Source organism: uncultured Polaribacter sp. (genome assembly GCF_947501385.1).
Taxonomy (GTDB): Bacteria; Bacteroidota; Bacteroidia; order Flavobacteriales; family Flavobacteriaceae; genus Polaribacter.
The window spans coordinates 1-15,501 of sequence record NZ_CANMVP010000002.1; the positions used below are offsets into that span (position 1 = coordinate 1).

At 31.4% G+C, this 15,501-nt stretch carries 13 protein-coding genes; 4 read left to right on the top strand and 9 right to left on the bottom strand.

What is annotated here, in order from left to right; translation table 11 throughout:
* Window positions 1-100: 100 nt before the first annotated feature.
* Complete coding sequence (locus Q0998_RS01460) at window positions 101-2,023, bottom strand: CHRD domain-containing protein (RefSeq protein WP_299665203.1); 1,923 nt, start codon at window positions 2,021-2,023, stop codon at window positions 101-103.
* A gap of 323 nt (window positions 2,024-2,346) precedes the next feature.
* Window positions 2,347-3,204, bottom strand: coding sequence for a hydroxymethylglutaryl-CoA lyase (locus Q0998_RS01465; RefSeq protein ID WP_299665206.1), 858 nt, complete (start codon window positions 3,202-3,204; stop codon window positions 2,347-2,349).
* Between the two features lie 82 nt (window positions 3,205-3,286).
* On the opposite strand from Q0998_RS01465, the gene Q0998_RS01470 reads away from it, so the two are divergent.
* Both Q0998_RS01470 and Q0998_RS01475 read left to right on the top strand, forming a co-directional pair.
* Entirely contained in the window at window positions 3,287-4,459 is a 1,173-nt protein-coding gene (locus Q0998_RS01470) for an MFS transporter (protein ID WP_299665208.1), read from the top strand.
* A 96-nt stretch (window positions 4,460-4,555) separates the two neighbouring features.
* A complete protein-coding gene (locus Q0998_RS01475; protein ID WP_299665210.1) occupies window positions 4,556-5,077 on the top strand; it encodes a thioredoxin family protein in 522 nt (173 codons plus the stop codon).
* Window positions 5,078-5,215: 138 nt separating this feature from the next.
* Here the strand turns inward: Q0998_RS01475 and Q0998_RS01480 are convergent, their stop codons facing one another.
* From Q0998_RS01480 to Q0998_RS01495, 4 genes are all read right to left on the bottom strand, one after another.
* Window positions 5,216-5,596 (bottom strand): hypothetical protein, encoded by a 381-nt coding sequence (locus Q0998_RS01480; protein ID WP_299665212.1) that lies wholly within the window; start codon window positions 5,594-5,596, stop codon window positions 5,216-5,218.
* A 124-nt stretch (window positions 5,597-5,720) separates the two neighbouring features.
* Complete coding sequence (typA, locus tag Q0998_RS01485; RefSeq protein ID WP_299665214.1) at window positions 5,721-7,493, bottom strand: translational GTPase TypA; 1,773 nt, start codon at window positions 7,491-7,493, stop codon at window positions 5,721-5,723.
* Window positions 7,494-7,785: 292 nt separating this feature from the next.
* Complete coding sequence (locus Q0998_RS01490) at window positions 7,786-8,076, bottom strand: LETM1 domain-containing protein (RefSeq protein ID WP_299665217.1); 291 nt, start codon at window positions 8,074-8,076, stop codon at window positions 7,786-7,788.
* Window positions 8,076-9,236, bottom strand: coding sequence for a proline dehydrogenase family protein (locus Q0998_RS01495; protein WP_299665220.1), 1,161 nt, complete (start codon window positions 9,234-9,236; stop codon window positions 8,076-8,078). Before Q0998_RS01495 ends, Q0998_RS01490 begins: the two co-directional genes overlap by 1 nt.
* Window positions 9,237-9,325: 89 nt before the next feature.
* Between Q0998_RS01495 and aroB the strand changes: the two genes are divergently transcribed.
* Window positions 9,326-10,384, top strand: coding sequence for a 3-dehydroquinate synthase (gene aroB / locus Q0998_RS01500; RefSeq protein ID WP_299665861.1), 1,059 nt, complete (start codon window positions 9,326-9,328; stop codon window positions 10,382-10,384).
* A gap of 58 nt (window positions 10,385-10,442) precedes the next feature.
* On the opposite strand, the gene Q0998_RS01505 is transcribed toward aroB, so the two are convergent.
* From Q0998_RS01505 to Q0998_RS01515, 3 genes are all read right to left on the bottom strand, one after another.
* Window positions 10,443-11,189, bottom strand: a complete 747-nt coding sequence (locus Q0998_RS01505) for a hypothetical protein (protein WP_299665223.1) — start codon at window positions 11,187-11,189, stop codon at window positions 10,443-10,445.
* Between the two features lie 69 nt (window positions 11,190-11,258).
* Window positions 11,259-13,778: an outer membrane beta-barrel protein gene (locus tag Q0998_RS01510; RefSeq protein WP_299665226.1), complete on the bottom strand. Its 2,520-nt coding sequence runs from the start codon at window positions 13,776-13,778 to the stop codon at window positions 11,259-11,261.
* A 351-nt stretch (window positions 13,779-14,129) separates the two neighbouring features.
* The gene (locus tag Q0998_RS01515) at window positions 14,130-14,582 is read right to left on the bottom strand and encodes a cold-shock protein (RefSeq protein WP_299665229.1); all 453 of its coding nucleotides are present in this window, start codon (window positions 14,580-14,582) and stop codon (window positions 14,130-14,132) included.
* Between the two features lie 245 nt (window positions 14,583-14,827).
* On the opposite strand from Q0998_RS01515, the gene Q0998_RS01520 reads away from it, so the two are divergent.
* Complete coding sequence (locus tag Q0998_RS01520; RefSeq protein WP_299665232.1) at window positions 14,828-15,499, top strand: TetR/AcrR family transcriptional regulator; 672 nt, start codon at window positions 14,828-14,830, stop codon at window positions 15,497-15,499.
* The last annotated feature ends 2 nt before the right edge of the window (window positions 15,500-15,501 follow it).

Sequence of the window (15,501 nt, forward strand, 5' to 3'; positions counted from 1 at the left end):
TTTCTGCTCATTCTTAAAAATACGAAATTCTTCAAAAAAATGCAAAAAAAAAGACTGCCTTTTCAGACAGCCTCTTTAATTTATTAAATGATAAACTTAATTATTCATTAGAACCAATGTTTCCTTGTGCTACAATAGTTCCTAATGCTGCTGCACTTAAATGTACATTGATATAACCATCATAGGTTAAAATTTCATCGTATGTAACAGCTGTATTATTATCTAAAGATCCTACTTGTGTACTACTTAAACCTGTATCTCCATCTACAGTATTAAAAGTAAATGCAATTGCTCCTCCCGTTGCTGCATCATTTTCATGAATATGCGCAGGATGCATTCCACCTTGAGGCGTATTTAAAATTGATAAAACAGCCAATGCAGTTCCGTTTACTCTTTTATAGAAAGTAGCGGATCCTGATATTCCTGTTACATCTTTTTCAGCTAACGCATAAGCCTTAGAGTCTCCAGTTAAATCATTTTGTCCTATATCTCCTTGTGCTACAATCGTTCCTAATGCATTTGCACTCAAATGAACATTTACATATCCATCTAAACCTTCAATATCTGCGTACACGAAAGCAGAACCGTCATCATAAGTAGCAACGTTAGTTGCACTCATTCCCGTATCTCCATTTACTGCTGTAAAAGAAAATAAGATGTCTCCACCTTCCACTGCGGTATTTGCATGAATATGTGCTGGGTGCATTCCTCCTGCTGGAGTTCCGCTTAGCATGATTTCAGCTAAAGCTTCTCCGTTTACTCTTTCAGAGAAAGTAATATCTCCAGAAATTCCAGCTACTGCTTTTTCGCCTAAATCATAGGTTTTTGTAGTTCCTGTTAAGTCATTTTGACCAATATCTCCTTGGGCTACAATTGTTCCTAGTGCATTTGCACTTAAATGAACATTTACATATCCATCTAAACCTTCAATATCTGAATACATAAATGCAGATCCATCATCAAAAGCAGCTAGGTTAGTTGCACTCATTCCCGTATCTCCATTTACTGCTGTAAAAGAAAATAAGATATCTCCACCTTCCACTGCGGTATTTGCATGAATATGTGCTGGGTGCATTCCTCCTGCTGGAGTTCCGCTTAGCATGATTTCAGCTAAAGCTTCTCCATTTACTCTTTCAGAGAAAGTAATATCTCCAGAAATTCCAGCTACTGCTTTTTCGCCTAAATCATAGGTTTTTGTAGTTCCTGTTAAGTCATTTTGACCAATATCTCCTTGGGCTACAATTGTTCCTAGTGCATTTGCACTTAAATGCACATTTACATACCCATCTAAACCTTCGATTTCCGAAAAATTATATGTATCAAAATTAGTTGCACTCATTCCTGTATCTCCATTCACAGAAGTAAATGTTAGCAAGATATCACCACCTTCTACCGCAGTATTTGCATGGATATGGGCTGGATGCATTCCCCCATCAGGAGTTCCGCTTAACTTGATTTCAGCTAAAACTTCTCCGTTAGCTCTTTCATAAAAAGTTATGTCTCCAGAAATTCCAACAACTGCTTTTTCTCCTAAATCATACATTTTTGTAGTTCCTGTCAAGTCATTTTGACCAATATCTCCTTGCGCTACAATAGTTCCTAATTCGGTTGCACTTAAATGAACATTAATGTATCCATCAAAATTTAGCAATTGATCATATGTTAAAGAAGTACCATCATTTAATGCATTCACCGTGATACTACTTTTTCCAGTATCTCCATTAACAGGCTGTAAAGTTAAAGCGATATCTCCACCTTCTACTGCTGTATTGAAATGTATATGAGCTGGATGTTCTCCTCCAGCAGGAGTTCCAGAAATATCTAAAACCACAGTTACAGATGCATCTGTATTTTCTATAAAAGTTGCTGAGCCTGAAATTCCTGTGACAGCTTTTTCACCTAAATCATAGATAGTTGTTTTACCAGATGGTAATGGTAACATTATTTCATCGTCATTATTATTACAGTTGTAAAACAATAATGACATTGCAATTACTATTACAATTGAATTTAATTTTTTCATGATATTTTTGTTTAATTATTTCAATGTAAAGTTAAACAACTTTAATCTTTATTTTTTGTGCTATTTATAATTTTAACAAACCTTTAGTAATTCGAGAATAATATAAAAATCAAAACAAGTCGTTATTTAAGCTAAAAAAAAGAGACAATATAAAATATTTTTCTACAAAAAAAATGATGAAATGAAGTTTAGTAAAAACATAAACAGTTTATGTTTAATGACATATATTTAAACATTTTAAAGAGATTTATTCGATTATCTTAATTAAGAAAAAAGATATAAATAAAAAACTGAAAAAATTATTAATAATTTTAATTTGAAACTTAATCAAAAACCTCTAAAGCTTTATTGTAAGCACTTTCAAAACTCATGGGTTTTATATTTGTATTTGCTTTTTCAGCAGTAAAATAAGAAAGTAATTTTTCTGTAGGCATGTTTCCTGTTAGTTCATCTTTTGCCATTGGGCAACCTCCATAGCCTTTTATAGCACCATCAAAACGGCAACAACCTGCTTTAAAAGCTGCATCTACTTTTTCGTGCCATTTGTCTGGTGTTGTGTGTAAATGTGCACCAAATTCAATTGCTGGATATTCTGGAATTAAGTTTGAAAATAGGTAATCAATTACTTCGGGTGTAGAACTACCAATCGTGTCTGAAAGCGATAAAATTTTTACACCCATTTTAGACAATTTCTCTGTCCACTCGCCTACGATTTCCACATTCCAAGGATCTCCATATGGATTTCCAAATCCCATAGATAAATAGGCAACTACTTCTTTTTTAGATTTGTCTGCAATATTTAAAATGGTATCTAAAGCTTCTATAGATTGCGCAATTGTTTTGTGCGTATTTCGCATTTGAAAATTTTCTGAAATTGAAAAAGGATACCCTAGATAATCAATCTCTTCGAATTGTGCAGCGTCACTTGCACCTCTTACATTTGCAATAATGGCCAACAATTTACTTTCGGTATTAGACAAATCTAATTTCGCTAAGACGTCTGCAGTATCTCTCATTTGCGGAATTGCCTTTGGAGACACAAAACTGCCAAAATCAATAGTATCAAAACCTACTTTTAATAGCGAATTGATATACAATGCTTTCTTTTCTGTAGCAATAAAATGAGATTTTATTCCTTGCATCGCATCTCTAGGACATTCTATGATTTTGACTTTTTTCATCTTCTCAAAGATATATAAACTAATGAAGTTGCAAAATGTTTTCAGTTGATTATTACATCCTTTTTGTACTTTCGTTCTCTTTATGAAGAAATCGAATTTTATACTTCCCATCATTGTCATTTCTCAGTTTTGTTGTACTTCTTTGTGGTTTGCAGGAAACGCTGTATTGAATGATTTGATCGTAAACTTCAATTTAAGTAGCAACGCTTTGCAAAATTTGACTTCTGCGGTGCAGTTTGGTTTTATAGTAGGAACACTTTTGTTCGCTTTATTTACAATTGTAGATCGATTTTCTCCTTCTAAAGTGTTTTTTATATGCGCGATTTTAGGCGCGCTGTTTAATAGTTGCTTGATTTTAGAGCGCAACACATTATCTAGCTTAGTTTTATTGCGTTTTTTAACAGGATTTTTCTTAGCTGGAATTTATCCTGTGGGCATGAAAATCGCTACAGACTATTATCAGAAAGGTTTGGGTAGATCCTTAGGTTTTTTGGTGGGCGCTTTGGTTTTAGGAACCGCTTTGCCTCATTTGTTAAAAGACATCATGCCAAGTTTTTCTTGGAAAAACATCATACTCTTTATTTCTATCTTAGCCATTTTTGGAGGATTTCTATTGTTTCTTTTGGTACCAAATGGACCTTATAGGAAAAAGGGAACCTCTTTAGATTTTTCTATCAGTTATAAAGTTTTTAAAAACACCACTTTTAGAAAAGCTGCTTTTGGTTATTTCGGCCATATGTGGGAATTGTACACCTTTTGGGCATTTGTACCTATATTTCTAAAAATCTATGATGATTTGTATGCTTCAGTTCATTTTAATATTCCTTTACTTTCTTTTTTGATTATAGGAATTGGAAGTATTTCTTGTGTTCTAGGAAGTTATTTAGCTGCAAGATTCGGAACTAAGAAAATAGCTTTTTCATCTTTATTACTATCTTGTATTTGCTGTTTAGCTTCTCCATTCTTTTTTATGATTGAAAATGAAATCATATTTATGCTATTCTTACTTTTCTGGGGAATGGTGGTTATTGCAGATTCGCCTTTATTTTCTACTTTGGTTGCGCAAAATGCTCCTGAAAAAGACAAAGGAACTGCGCTTACGATTGTCAATTGTATTGGTTTTTCTATCACCATTATTAGCATTCAAATTATAAGTCAGCTATACAATTTAACGAATTCTAACTTTGTATTTTTAATGCTAGCAATTGGTCCTATTTTGGGCTTGATTGCTTTAAGAGAGAAAGAACTATTTTAAATCCTAATGTTTTCACTCTTGATTTTCTCCTCAAAAAAATATAACTTAGCTAATTCCAAAACATCGGAATTAAAAAATAGGTAAAAAACACACGCTATGAAAACTAAAATATTAATACTTTTTACAGCTGCTTTATTTACAATAAATTTCCAAATAAAAGCACAAGAAAGCACTTCTAATTTATTAAAAAAAGCAACTGCAAAAGCAAAAAAAGAAAAGAAAGCCATCTTTATAAAGTTTGAGGCTTCCTGGTGTGGTTGGTGTCATAAAATGACCAAAGACATGAATGCAAAGAGCACAAAAAAATTCTTTGAAGATAATTATGTAATAGTGCCAGTTGTTGTAAATGAATCTAAAGGAAAAGAGAATTTAGAAAACCCTGGTGCCAGAGATTTGTTAAAGAAATACAAAGGAGATAAAGCCGGTTTACCTTTCTGGTTAATTTTAGATGCAGATTTGCATATAATTACAGATTCTTATGATGCTAACGGTCAGAATTTAGGGGGTCCTGCAAGTGTAGAAGAAGTGAAAGAATTTATCAAAAAGATAAAAAAAACAGCCAAAAAAATTACGGATGAAGATGTTGCCAATATTACAGAACAATTTGTAAAAATATAGATCAAGTTTACACAAAAGAGCTCAAGTCTTAAAACTTGAGTTTTTAACTTTATGGATTCCTAACAAAGCTAATGTTGAGTAATAATTCTACATTAATTGGATCTTTTAATTTTATTCCAATCAAAAAAACATTAATAACTACGACGATTGTGGTGGGATTTCTGGCAATTTATTTTTAAAACTTGGTGCGTTATCTCTGTAAGAAACTAGTTTCTTCTTAGATACCAAAACGAGCAAATCTTCATCTAAAGTAAATAAAGTACCTGTTCTAAAAGAAGCCAATAATAGTTTTTCTAATTCAACAATTGCCTCACTTAATGAGAATTTCTTGAATTTATGCTCTTCAGTATAACGGTATTTAAATTCGAAGGTTTCTTTTCCATCAATGGTAAATAAACGCATGTATACATTTAACAAGCCCTCACTCTTTTTAATAGGTTTGCTTAAGGTTAGCTTTACAAAAGCGTCATTTGTAAGGCTTTGTTGTAATGTTTCAAAAAAAACTTTAAATTCACTCATACTGCAAAGATAAAAAAGCTCAAGTTTTAAAACTTGAGCTTGTGGTATTTTATAATTTACTATTGATTATTAGATTCCTGCCTTCGCAGGAATGACAATAACTCTTAATACTTTAATAAAAAAATTATGCTTTAAAAGTAATTTTACGCATACGTAAGCTTTCTGGAGTCACTTCTAAATACTCATCTGCTTTAATGTATTCCATATTTTCTTCTAGAGAAAAATCTATTTTAGGAGCAATTTTCATGGCATCATCTGTTCCCGATTTACGCATGTTTGTCAATTGCTTTCCTTTAATTAAGTTTACAGCCATATCATCTGATTTGCTGTTTTCTCCAATTACTTGACCAACGTAAATTTCTTGATTGATATCAATAAAGAAACGTCCTCTATCTTGTAAACGGTTTAATGCATAAGCAGTTGCTTTACCAGCAGCAGATGAAACAATAGCTCCTTTAATTTCTTCTGTAAAGTCTCCTTTATAAGGACCATATTCAGAAAAACGATGATTGATAATTGCAGTACCTGCAGTAGCTGTTAAAATTCTGTTTCTTAAACCAATCAAGCCACGAGATGGTATTGTAAATTCTAAGTGTTGTAAATCTCCTTTAGGCTCCATAATCATTAAATCTCCCTTACGTAAAGAAACTAAGTTTACAGCTTTCGAAGCCACTTCTTCTGGCACATCAATAGATAATGTTTCCATGGGTTCGTGTTTCTTACCATCAATCATTTTAATAATTACTTGCGGTCTTCCCACTTGCAATTCATAGCCTTCTCTACGCATGGTTTCAATTAAAACAGATAGGTGTAAAACTCCACGTCCAAAAACATTAAATTTATCTTCAGAATCTGTAGTTTCAACTTTTAATGCTAAATTCTTTTCTAATTCTTTAAACAGTCTGTCTCTAATGTGACGAGAGGTTACATATTTTCCTTCTTTCCCAAAGAAAGGAGAGTTGTTAATGGTAAACAACATACTCATGGTAGGTTGATCTATTTCTGTTCTTGGCAACGCTTCTGGATTTTCTAAATCTGCAATGGTATCACCAATTTCAAAACCATCAATACCTGTAATTGCACAAATATCTCCACAAGGCACTTTGTCTACCTGCGCTTTACCCATTCCTTCGAATACGTGTAATTCTTTAATTCTTACTTTTTTGGTTGAACCATCAGCTTTACATAACATGTAATCTTTACCTACTTCTAAATCTCCTCTAAAAACACGTCCAATAGCTATTCTACCTGTAAAAGAAGAAAAGTCTAAAGAAGTAATTTGCATTTGCGGTGTTCCTTCGTTATATGTAGTTGCTGGAATCGATTCTAAAACAGCATCTAATAATGGAATGATATTATCAGTTTCATTTTTCCAATCTGTAGACATCCAATTGTTCTTTGCAGAACCATAAATAGTTGCAAAATCTAATTGCTCTTCTGTAGCTTCTAATGCAAACATTAAATCGAAAACTTTTTCATGTACAATATCTGGCGTACAGTTTTCTTTATCCACTTTATTTACAACTACAATTGGTGTTAATCCTAATTCTAAAGCTTTACCTAGTACAAAACGAGTTTGTGGCATTGGACCTTCAAATGCATCTACTAATAATAAAACACCATCAGCCATTTTTAAAACACGCTCTACCTCTCCACCAAAATCGGCGTGACCAGGAGTATCAATAACATTTATTTTTGTATTTTTATACATTACAGAAACGTTTTTAGAAAGAATTGTAATTCCTCTTTCTCTTTCTAAATCGTTGTTATCTAACAATAAATCTGTACGTTCTTTACGATCGTCTAGCACCTTTGCTTGATCTATAATTTTATCTACTAAAGTTGTTTTTCCGTGATCGACGTGGGCAATAATTGCGATGTTTCTAATTTCCTGCATTTGTACTTTCTTAAATTTCGTGCAAAAGTAGTTGTTTCTAAGTAATTTAAACAAATTCTAACCGCTTATTTTTAGTTGCTGATGATTCTTAAACGGTTATTGTAGGAAATATGGCTATTTTTAAAGATCTTTCTAAATAATTATCTAATATATAAAACCCTTCAGGTTTTAAAAACCTGAAGGGTTTGTATGTCGTAATTTAAATTTTAAATTTTTCAGAATTAAAAAAGTTGCCAAAATGTTCGATCAGACATCTAACTATTCTGCATCTATATGACTTCCAAACTAAAAGTTATCTTTCTTTTGGAGCATCTCTAAATGCTGAGGGTAAAATATCTGGTATTAATTTTATTAAAAGTGGTAATAACAGCGCACCTCCAGGAAGCATAAAAACAGTAAATGCGGGTATTACTTTACAAATATCTAATAATTGAATTTTAATTTTTAACCGCTCCTCTTCTGTTAATTGTGTATGCGTCGCTTTTTTTATTAGATGCATTGCTTCTTTACTTTGTATCAACTCTTGGTGAAGTCTCAACTTATTTCTATGAAGCAACATCTTTATTTCATCTAAAGTTTGCATTATATTTTCCTACGTTTTCTTTCCGTTTTTATCAAATTTAATTCTCTGCTTGTTTGACCAGCTACAGATGTATTTTCTTCTGCTCTTCTTATTAAGTAAGGCATCACATCTCTTACAGGACCAAAAGGTAAATACTTAGCAACATTATAGCCTTCATTGGCTAAATTAAAACTGATATGCTCGCTCATGCCATATAATTGACCGAACCACAAACGTTGGTCGTCTTTAGAAATATGGTGTTTTTTAGCGAGCTCCATCACTAAATAAGAACTTTCTTCATTATGAGTTCCTGCAAAAAGTGCCATCTTTTTATGTTCCATCATATAGGTAATAGCAGCATCATAATTAATATCTGTTGCTTTTTTATCTGCACAAATTGGAGACTCGTAGCCTTTTTCTTCTGCTCTTATGCGTTCTTTTTCCATATAAGCACCACGTACTACTTTTAAACCAATGTAAAAACCTTTTTCTTTGGCTCTTTCATGTAAGCCTTTTAAATAGTCTAATCTATCATGCCGATACATTTGTAATGTATTGAAAATTAGTGCTTTTTCTGTGTTGTACAATTCCATCATTTCTTCGACTAAGTTGTCTGCAGCATCTTGCATCCAACTTTCTTCACCGTCGATTAACAAAGGTACATTTTGTTTAAAAGAAGCTTTACACACCGTATTAAAACGTTCTCGAACTCTTAACCATTCAGATTTTTCTTCTGCTGTCAATTCCTTCTTTTCAGATATTTTTTGAAACAAAGCAAAGCGTCCGAATCCTGTAGGCTTAAAAACTGCAAATGGAATCGATTCTTTTTCTTCTCCGAAATTGATGATTTTTAGAATTTTAGTTACCGTATCATCAAATTCCTTTTCATCTTCTTTCCCTTCTACTGAATAATCCAACACCGATGAAACTCCCTTTGTATACAACTTTGCTATGTTTGGCAAGCAATCCTCTTCTGTTACACCACCACAAAAATGATCAAAAACAGTAGAACGAATAAGCCCTTCTACGGGTAAGTGTGCTTTTAGAGCAAAATTGGTAACAGCTGTACCGATTCTTACCATTGGCTGGTTTTGAATCATTTTAAAAAGAAAATAAGCTCTTTCTAACTCAGAATCTGACTTTAATGCAAAAGCGATTTCAGTATTATCAAAAAGTTTCATTGATTTGTTTTTTATTTGAAACAAAGATAGGTGAAGACTATAAATAATTCAATAATTTCTATTTAATTTGCACATTCAATATTTTTATGATGAAATCTATAAAAGCAGCAAGCTACCCTGTTCATTTTCAGGAAAAAGGATACCAAGAAATCTCTAGTTTAATTTCTAAAAACAACTATTCTACTATCTTTATTATGGTAGATGAGAATACTTTTGAACTTTGTTATCCTAAATTTATTCAAAACTTAGAGACAGACAAAAGAATTGAAGTCATAGAAATTGAATCTGGAGAAATTCATAAAAACATAGAAACCTGTATTGGTGTTTGGAATGCCATTACTGAATTAGGCGGAGATCGTAAAAGTGTGTTGATTACTTTAGGTGGTGGCGTAATTACAGATTTAGGTGGTTTTGTGGCTTCTTGTTTTAAGCGTGGAATTGATTTTATAAATATTCCGACAACATTACTTTCTATGGTTGATGCTTCTGTTGGAGGAAAAACGGGTGTTGATTTAGGTGTTTTAAAAAATCAGATTGGTTTGTTTGCAAACCCAGAAATGGTATTGGTAGATACTGATTATTTAACCACTGTTTCTGAGAGAGAGATTAAGTCTGGAACTGCAGAAATTATCAAATATGGGATCACGTATGATCGTAAACTATTCAATGAAATAAAGAATAATAAAGGGTTAAATATCAATGATTTAATATTTAGATCTATAGAAATAAAAAACGAAGTTGTTTTACAAGATCCTAAGGAACAAAATCTACGTAAAATTTTAAATTTCGGACATACTTTAGGGCACGCAATTGAGTCTTTTTATTTAAAGTCTAAAGACAAAGAAAACTTAACACATGGTGAAGCGATTGCCATTGGAATGGTTTGTGAAAGTTATATGTCTGAGAAATTATTGGGTTTCCCAGCAAATAAAGTAAGCGAAATAAAAGAAGTTATTTTAGCGATCTATAAGAAAACAGCTCTCTTGAAAAAAGATTTTTCTGCGATTATGGATTTGCTAAAACATGATAAGAAAAACGTAAACGGACAAGTAAATTTTGTACTTTTAAAAGATTTTGAAGATTGTCAACTAGATTGTAAAGTTCCTGAAGAACTGATTATAGAGAGTATGGAGTTTTATAATAGTTAAAAAATATTTGCCGTAAGATAAAAAGAGTCTTTAGCTTTTAAAAATCTAAAGTTAAATATTATTTCATTTTCTTTCCTTCTAAAATCATTTTTGATTGCCATTTTAACCTTTCTAAAGAACCAATATCTAAAGCTCTTTGTCCTGAGAGCATTCCAGAAAAGATAATCGGAATTTTTTTATTGTTTAATTCAATTTCGTATGTTCCTATTTCATAATTAAATGTTGACTTTTTATTTTTTCTTTCATCATTATAAAAAAATAAATCAAAACTTCTCCATATATTATTTAAAAGATGATGCTTTGCTTTCATTTTGCCAAAAAACTCAGAAGCGAATGCATTTGATACAATAATTAACTTGGGTTCAGATTTTTCTATAATTTCAAATGAAATTCTTAATTGTGCATTTAAAAATTCTATATTTTCTAAACTTAGTTTTTCTATTATTTTTTGATTTGTTTCTCTTAGAAAAAATAAATCTAAATGTGTCCATTCTGTTTTGCAAAAATTTGCAACTTCTTTTATTTTCTCAAAATATGGAATATCTTTTTTACTTTGATCTAATTGTTCTGAGTAAAACCCAATATCATTATTTTTATCTTTTTCTGGAATTGTTGAACCTTTAGTAAAAGAAGGGTTTATTCCAATAAATAGGAGTTTATTTTTATAAACTTTTTCAGGTAAAAGAGGATATCTTCTATATTCTTTTTCTGCATCAGAAAATATATTAGAATTTTCAAAATCTTTCCAAATCTGCTTAACAGTTTGTTTATAATCAGCCTCTATATCAATAAAATATTCTTTCATTATTAACTGAATTATACAGACCCTTCAGGTTTTAAAAACCTGAAGAGTCCAATTTATACTTTTCTAAATCTAGAATTCCCTTTTCCCAAATTCACTATCAATAAATTTCGATTTATTTTTAGCCGCATTAAACGTATAAGAAAGGTTTAAAGAAACCATATCAACTTCATATCTATAGTTTGTAGTAGTATAAAACTGATTTGCTCTAGACGTTGTTATTCGTTGTTCGTTTGTATTTAACAAGCCCATATCTATATTTTGCCATTGCAATGTTGCCGTTAATTTATCATCTAAAAATGTTTTTCTAAAGGTGAAGTTTGGTGAATAAAATCGAGAATCTTCACCCATAGCGGTATTTCTATCTGATACATAGTTAAAAGTGAATTGTACAGAAGCATTTTCCCAAAAACTATAGGTAGCATTTAAATTGAAAGAGTAAATAGTTGCTTTGGTATCTATGTTGTAACTTCTTTCCACGCCATCTCTATGCCTAAAGTTTAAAGTACCATCAATATCATACTTATAAATATTTGCACCAATAAAGTTTGTCCAGTTTTTGGTAGGTTTTAAGGTTGCGCCAATTTCTAAACCAATCGAATTACTTTTTCCAACATTCGAATATACTCTATTGATAATGCTATCTATAACAGCTCCATTAGACTCATAAGCCAACGTATTCACACGATTTATTACGTTTTTTACATGCCTATAATATGCTGTTGCATAGATAGAATTTCCACCTTTTAACTTTTTTGTTAAGCCCAATTCAACCAAATCTATAAATTCTGGCAATAAGGTGTTGTCTCCTTGTTCAAAAACTTCGGAATGTTCGCGTTCAGCAAAACTATTCATTTTAAAAGTGGTTGTACGTTCAACTCTTTTACTGTATGCTGTTTTTATGTTTGTTTTATCATCAATTTTGTATTGGAATGATGCTGATGGAAACAGTCTTACAAAATCATAATTGTATACACTTTCAACAGTTTCACTTTGCAGCGCTTCTTTATATACTCTATCCATAGATTCTAAACGCACGCCAGCTGCATAATCCCAATTGCTTTTTGCTCCAGTAACTTGTGCATATCCAGAATGAATGACTCTTTTTAAACTTACGTCACTAGAAAATTCAGGAACTAAAACACCATCTCTTTCATAAACAAACTTCCCAGTATGGTCTAAATCACGGTATTGATATCCTGTTTCGAAGATTCCAAAAGAAAATGGTTTCCATTGGTAATCTAAGTTAAATCGTGTTCCGTACAAAGGATTGTCATTTGTATTGAATTCTTTTTGATATACAATCGTATTATCTGGAAAGCCTAAATTGTCATTTTCTGTGGGACCTCCTAAAAAAGTATATTCATATAGAATGGAAGTCGAAATTTTAGATTCGTTTGAGAATGTATGCGAATAGTCAAAACTTCCTAAAGCAAAATCTCCTTTTCTAACTCTTAAATTATGGTTGAAATAGGTAAATTCATACAACACATTGTTACTACCAATGGGCGAAACTACAGAATTACGATATACTATATCTGCTAACCTCTCTTTGGTACGTTTTCCTGCGAAAAAACCCAAGGAAAAATGATCCGGTTTATTTGGTGTATAATCTATATGAAATCTTCCGTTATAGGTTATTTCATCGAAACTTCGCTCTCCGTCAGAAGGCAAAAACGTTGTTTTATTTTCTGGAGTATTTATAATGAATAAATCTCCTTCTCTTCTACCCGTCTTATCATTTCTTTGATAACTTGCACCAATAGAAACATTCCAATTGTCTGTTCTTTTATTTACAGTTGCATCAATTCCGTATCTTTTTGCAGCTACTTGCGTATCGTACTCTTCTATGGATGGAAATCCGCCACGAATATTCACCTGCGTAAATGTTCCGTTAATTGCGCCTTTTTTAGTAATGATGTTTAAAATACCTCCTTTTCCTTCAGGATCGTATTTTGCAGAAGGTGCCGTAATCAACTCAACACTTTCTAAAGCATTTGCTGGCAATTGCGCTAAGATTGAATTGGCATCTCCTTGAGTTGGTTTTCCATTTATTAACACGGTAAACCCCTTGCTTCCTCTTACACTTATTTCTCCTAAACCATCAACAGTAATAGACGGTAAATTCCGAACCACATCTACCGCATTTCCTCCAACCGTGTTTTGGTATTTCTTAGTATCAAAAACTTGTCGGTCTATTTTATGAGAAACTGTTTGTTTTTCTGATTTTACAATGACTTCATTTAATTGATTTCCAGCACCTAACACTAATTTGATACTTCCTAAATCTTTCTTTTCTCCTTTTTTAGTGATTGAAATTGATGGAATTTTATTTATTTGATACCCTATAAATGAGGCTTCTATATAGTAGTTTCCTGGTTGTATGTTTTCAATGATAAAAAAACCCTCCTTGTTTGTAACAACTCCAGTAACTAATTTTTTATCTATTGTTTCATAAACTGCTACACTTGCGTATTCTAAAGAATACTTGTCTTTACTGTCTACTACTTTACCTGTAATTTGTGCTGCTATATTTTGAAAGCAAACAAAAAAAAGAAGTGTAGCAACTATTTTAGGAATATTTAGTTTCATTTTTATGATCAATGATGAATACGGAAACAAAGAAAATAAAATTTAGCAATCTTATTTGGCTTTTCACATTAAATTATTAAAAATAGTTCAAATCAAAAAAAAAAGCCTCTTCATTAAAATGAAAAGGCTCTGTTTATTTTTTTTTAAAAAGAAATAAATAATTTTTTGAAACCAATTATACTCGAAGCAGAGCCATAGAAGTATTTCGCTGGTTTCATACCCAATAAAATTGGGCACAAGCTTTGACCTAAAAAGGTCAAAAACCAAAATTTTATATTTAGATTCCCGTTTTCACGGGAATGACAATTTCAACGGAAACCCTGAGGCAGAGCCTCGAGGAATTCTTTTCGATTAAATCTTAGTTACTTTTACTGCATTCATACCGCGCATACCTCTTTCTAATTCGAAAGAAACCTTATCGTTTTCAGCAATTTCATCTACTAAACCACTAACATGCGTAAAATACTTCTCGTTATTTTCCATATCGATAATAAAACCAAAACCTTTAGAAGTATCAAAAAAGGAAACTTTTCCTTTTCTAACAGGATCTTCTTCTGGTAAGTCTTCTTTCTTAGTTACAGAAATCTGAATATCTTCTAATTCATATTCTACTTTTAATTCTGGATCTGGCGGAGTATCTGTTAGGTTTCCATTATGATCTACATAAGCAAACTGAATTCCTGTAGATCCATGTTCTTCCTTTTCGGCTTTTCTAGCCTCCATTTTCTTTAACTTGTCTTGACGTTTTTTTAAACGTTTTTTCTCTTTTTCACTTTTACTAAATGTCTGTTGCGATTTTGCCATTAAAATACAAAAGGTTTTTTTAATTAATATTCTGGGAAAGATAGAACACTTAACTGGAAAATTAAACTAAAGTTAACTAGTAAATTGAGTGGAGTGTATGCTGTCTTATTCCTGCAAATATACAATATAATAAGGAATTATTAGCAATAGAAATAAGCTAGATGTTAAAAAAAGTTTAAATAATTAAAAAATAATGCTATTTTAATAGCGTTACTATTATATTTGCAACCAATAAAATTTCACTTATGAAGAATTTATTATCAGTATTAAAAATCTCTGTACCAGATAAAATATTTATCAAAGATCCAGAAACATCAGATTTGGGAAAACGAATTGTTGAGAATAGTATCTTATTAATTGATGACATTGGTTTTGATAGTTTTACTTTTAAAAAATTAGGCACAAAAATAGGTTCTAATGAGAGTTCTATTTACCGTTATTTTGAAAGTAAGCATAAATTACTCTTGTATTTATCTTCTTGGTATTGGGCTTGGTTAGAGTATCAATTAGTCATAGAAACCTTTAGTATTTCTAATCCTTTAGAAAAGTTAGAAAAGGCAATAGCTATTGTAACTAGAACGGTAAAAGAAGATTCTAATTTTTCTCATATTAATGAAACTGTTTTGTACAAAATTATTGTGAATGAAAGTTCTAAATCGTTTTTAACCAAAGAAGTAGATTTAGAAAACAGAGAAGGTTATTTTGAAATTTATAAAAGACTCATTACCAGATTAAATGAAATGATTTTAGTTATAAAACCAAAATATACTTTCTCTTTAAGTTTGGCGAGTACAATTTTAGAAGGTGGTTTACATCAGCATTTTTTACAAAATCACTTTCCGTCTATTACAGATTCTAAAGATGAAGAATTACCTACAAAATTCTTTATCCAATTAACAAAAAACAACTTGCAGTAAAC

Coding starts and splice junctions, on each gene's coding strand:
- Q0998_RS01460 (WP_299665203.1), bottom strand. CDS start 2,023: ATGAAAAAATTAAATTCAATTGTAATAGTAATTGCAATGTCATTATTG.
- Q0998_RS01465 (WP_299665206.1), bottom strand. CDS start 3,204: ATGAAAAAAGTCAAAATCATAGAATGTCCTAGAGATGCGATGCAAGGA.
- Q0998_RS01470 (WP_299665208.1), top strand. CDS start 3,287: ATGAAGAAATCGAATTTTATACTTCCCATCATTGTCATTTCTCAGTTT.
- Q0998_RS01475 (WP_299665210.1), top strand. CDS start 4,556: ATGAAAACTAAAATATTAATACTTTTTACAGCTGCTTTATTTACAATA.
- Q0998_RS01480 (WP_299665212.1), bottom strand. CDS start 5,596: ATGAGTGAATTTAAAGTTTTTTTTGAAACATTACAACAAAGCCTTACA.
- typA (WP_299665214.1), bottom strand. CDS start 7,493: ATGCAGGAAATTAGAAACATCGCAATTATTGCCCACGTCGATCACGGA.
- Q0998_RS01490 (WP_299665217.1), bottom strand. CDS start 8,076: ATGCAAACTTTAGATGAAATAAAGATGTTGCTTCATAGAAATAAGTTG.
- Q0998_RS01495 (WP_299665220.1), bottom strand. CDS start 9,236: ATGAAACTTTTTGATAATACTGAAATCGCTTTTGCATTAAAGTCAGAT.
- aroB (WP_299665861.1), top strand. CDS start 9,326: ATGAAATCTATAAAAGCAGCAAGCTACCCTGTTCATTTTCAGGAAAAA.
- Q0998_RS01505 (WP_299665223.1), bottom strand. CDS start 11,189: ATGAAAGAATATTTTATTGATATAGAGGCTGATTATAAACAAACTGTT.
- Q0998_RS01510 (WP_299665226.1), bottom strand. CDS start 13,778: ATGAAACTAAATATTCCTAAAATAGTTGCTACACTTCTTTTTTTTGTT.
- Q0998_RS01515 (WP_299665229.1), bottom strand. CDS start 14,582: ATGGCAAAATCGCAACAGACATTTAGTAAAAGTGAAAAAGAGAAAAAA.
- Q0998_RS01520 (WP_299665232.1), top strand. CDS start 14,828: ATGAAGAATTTATTATCAGTATTAAAAATCTCTGTACCAGATAAAATA.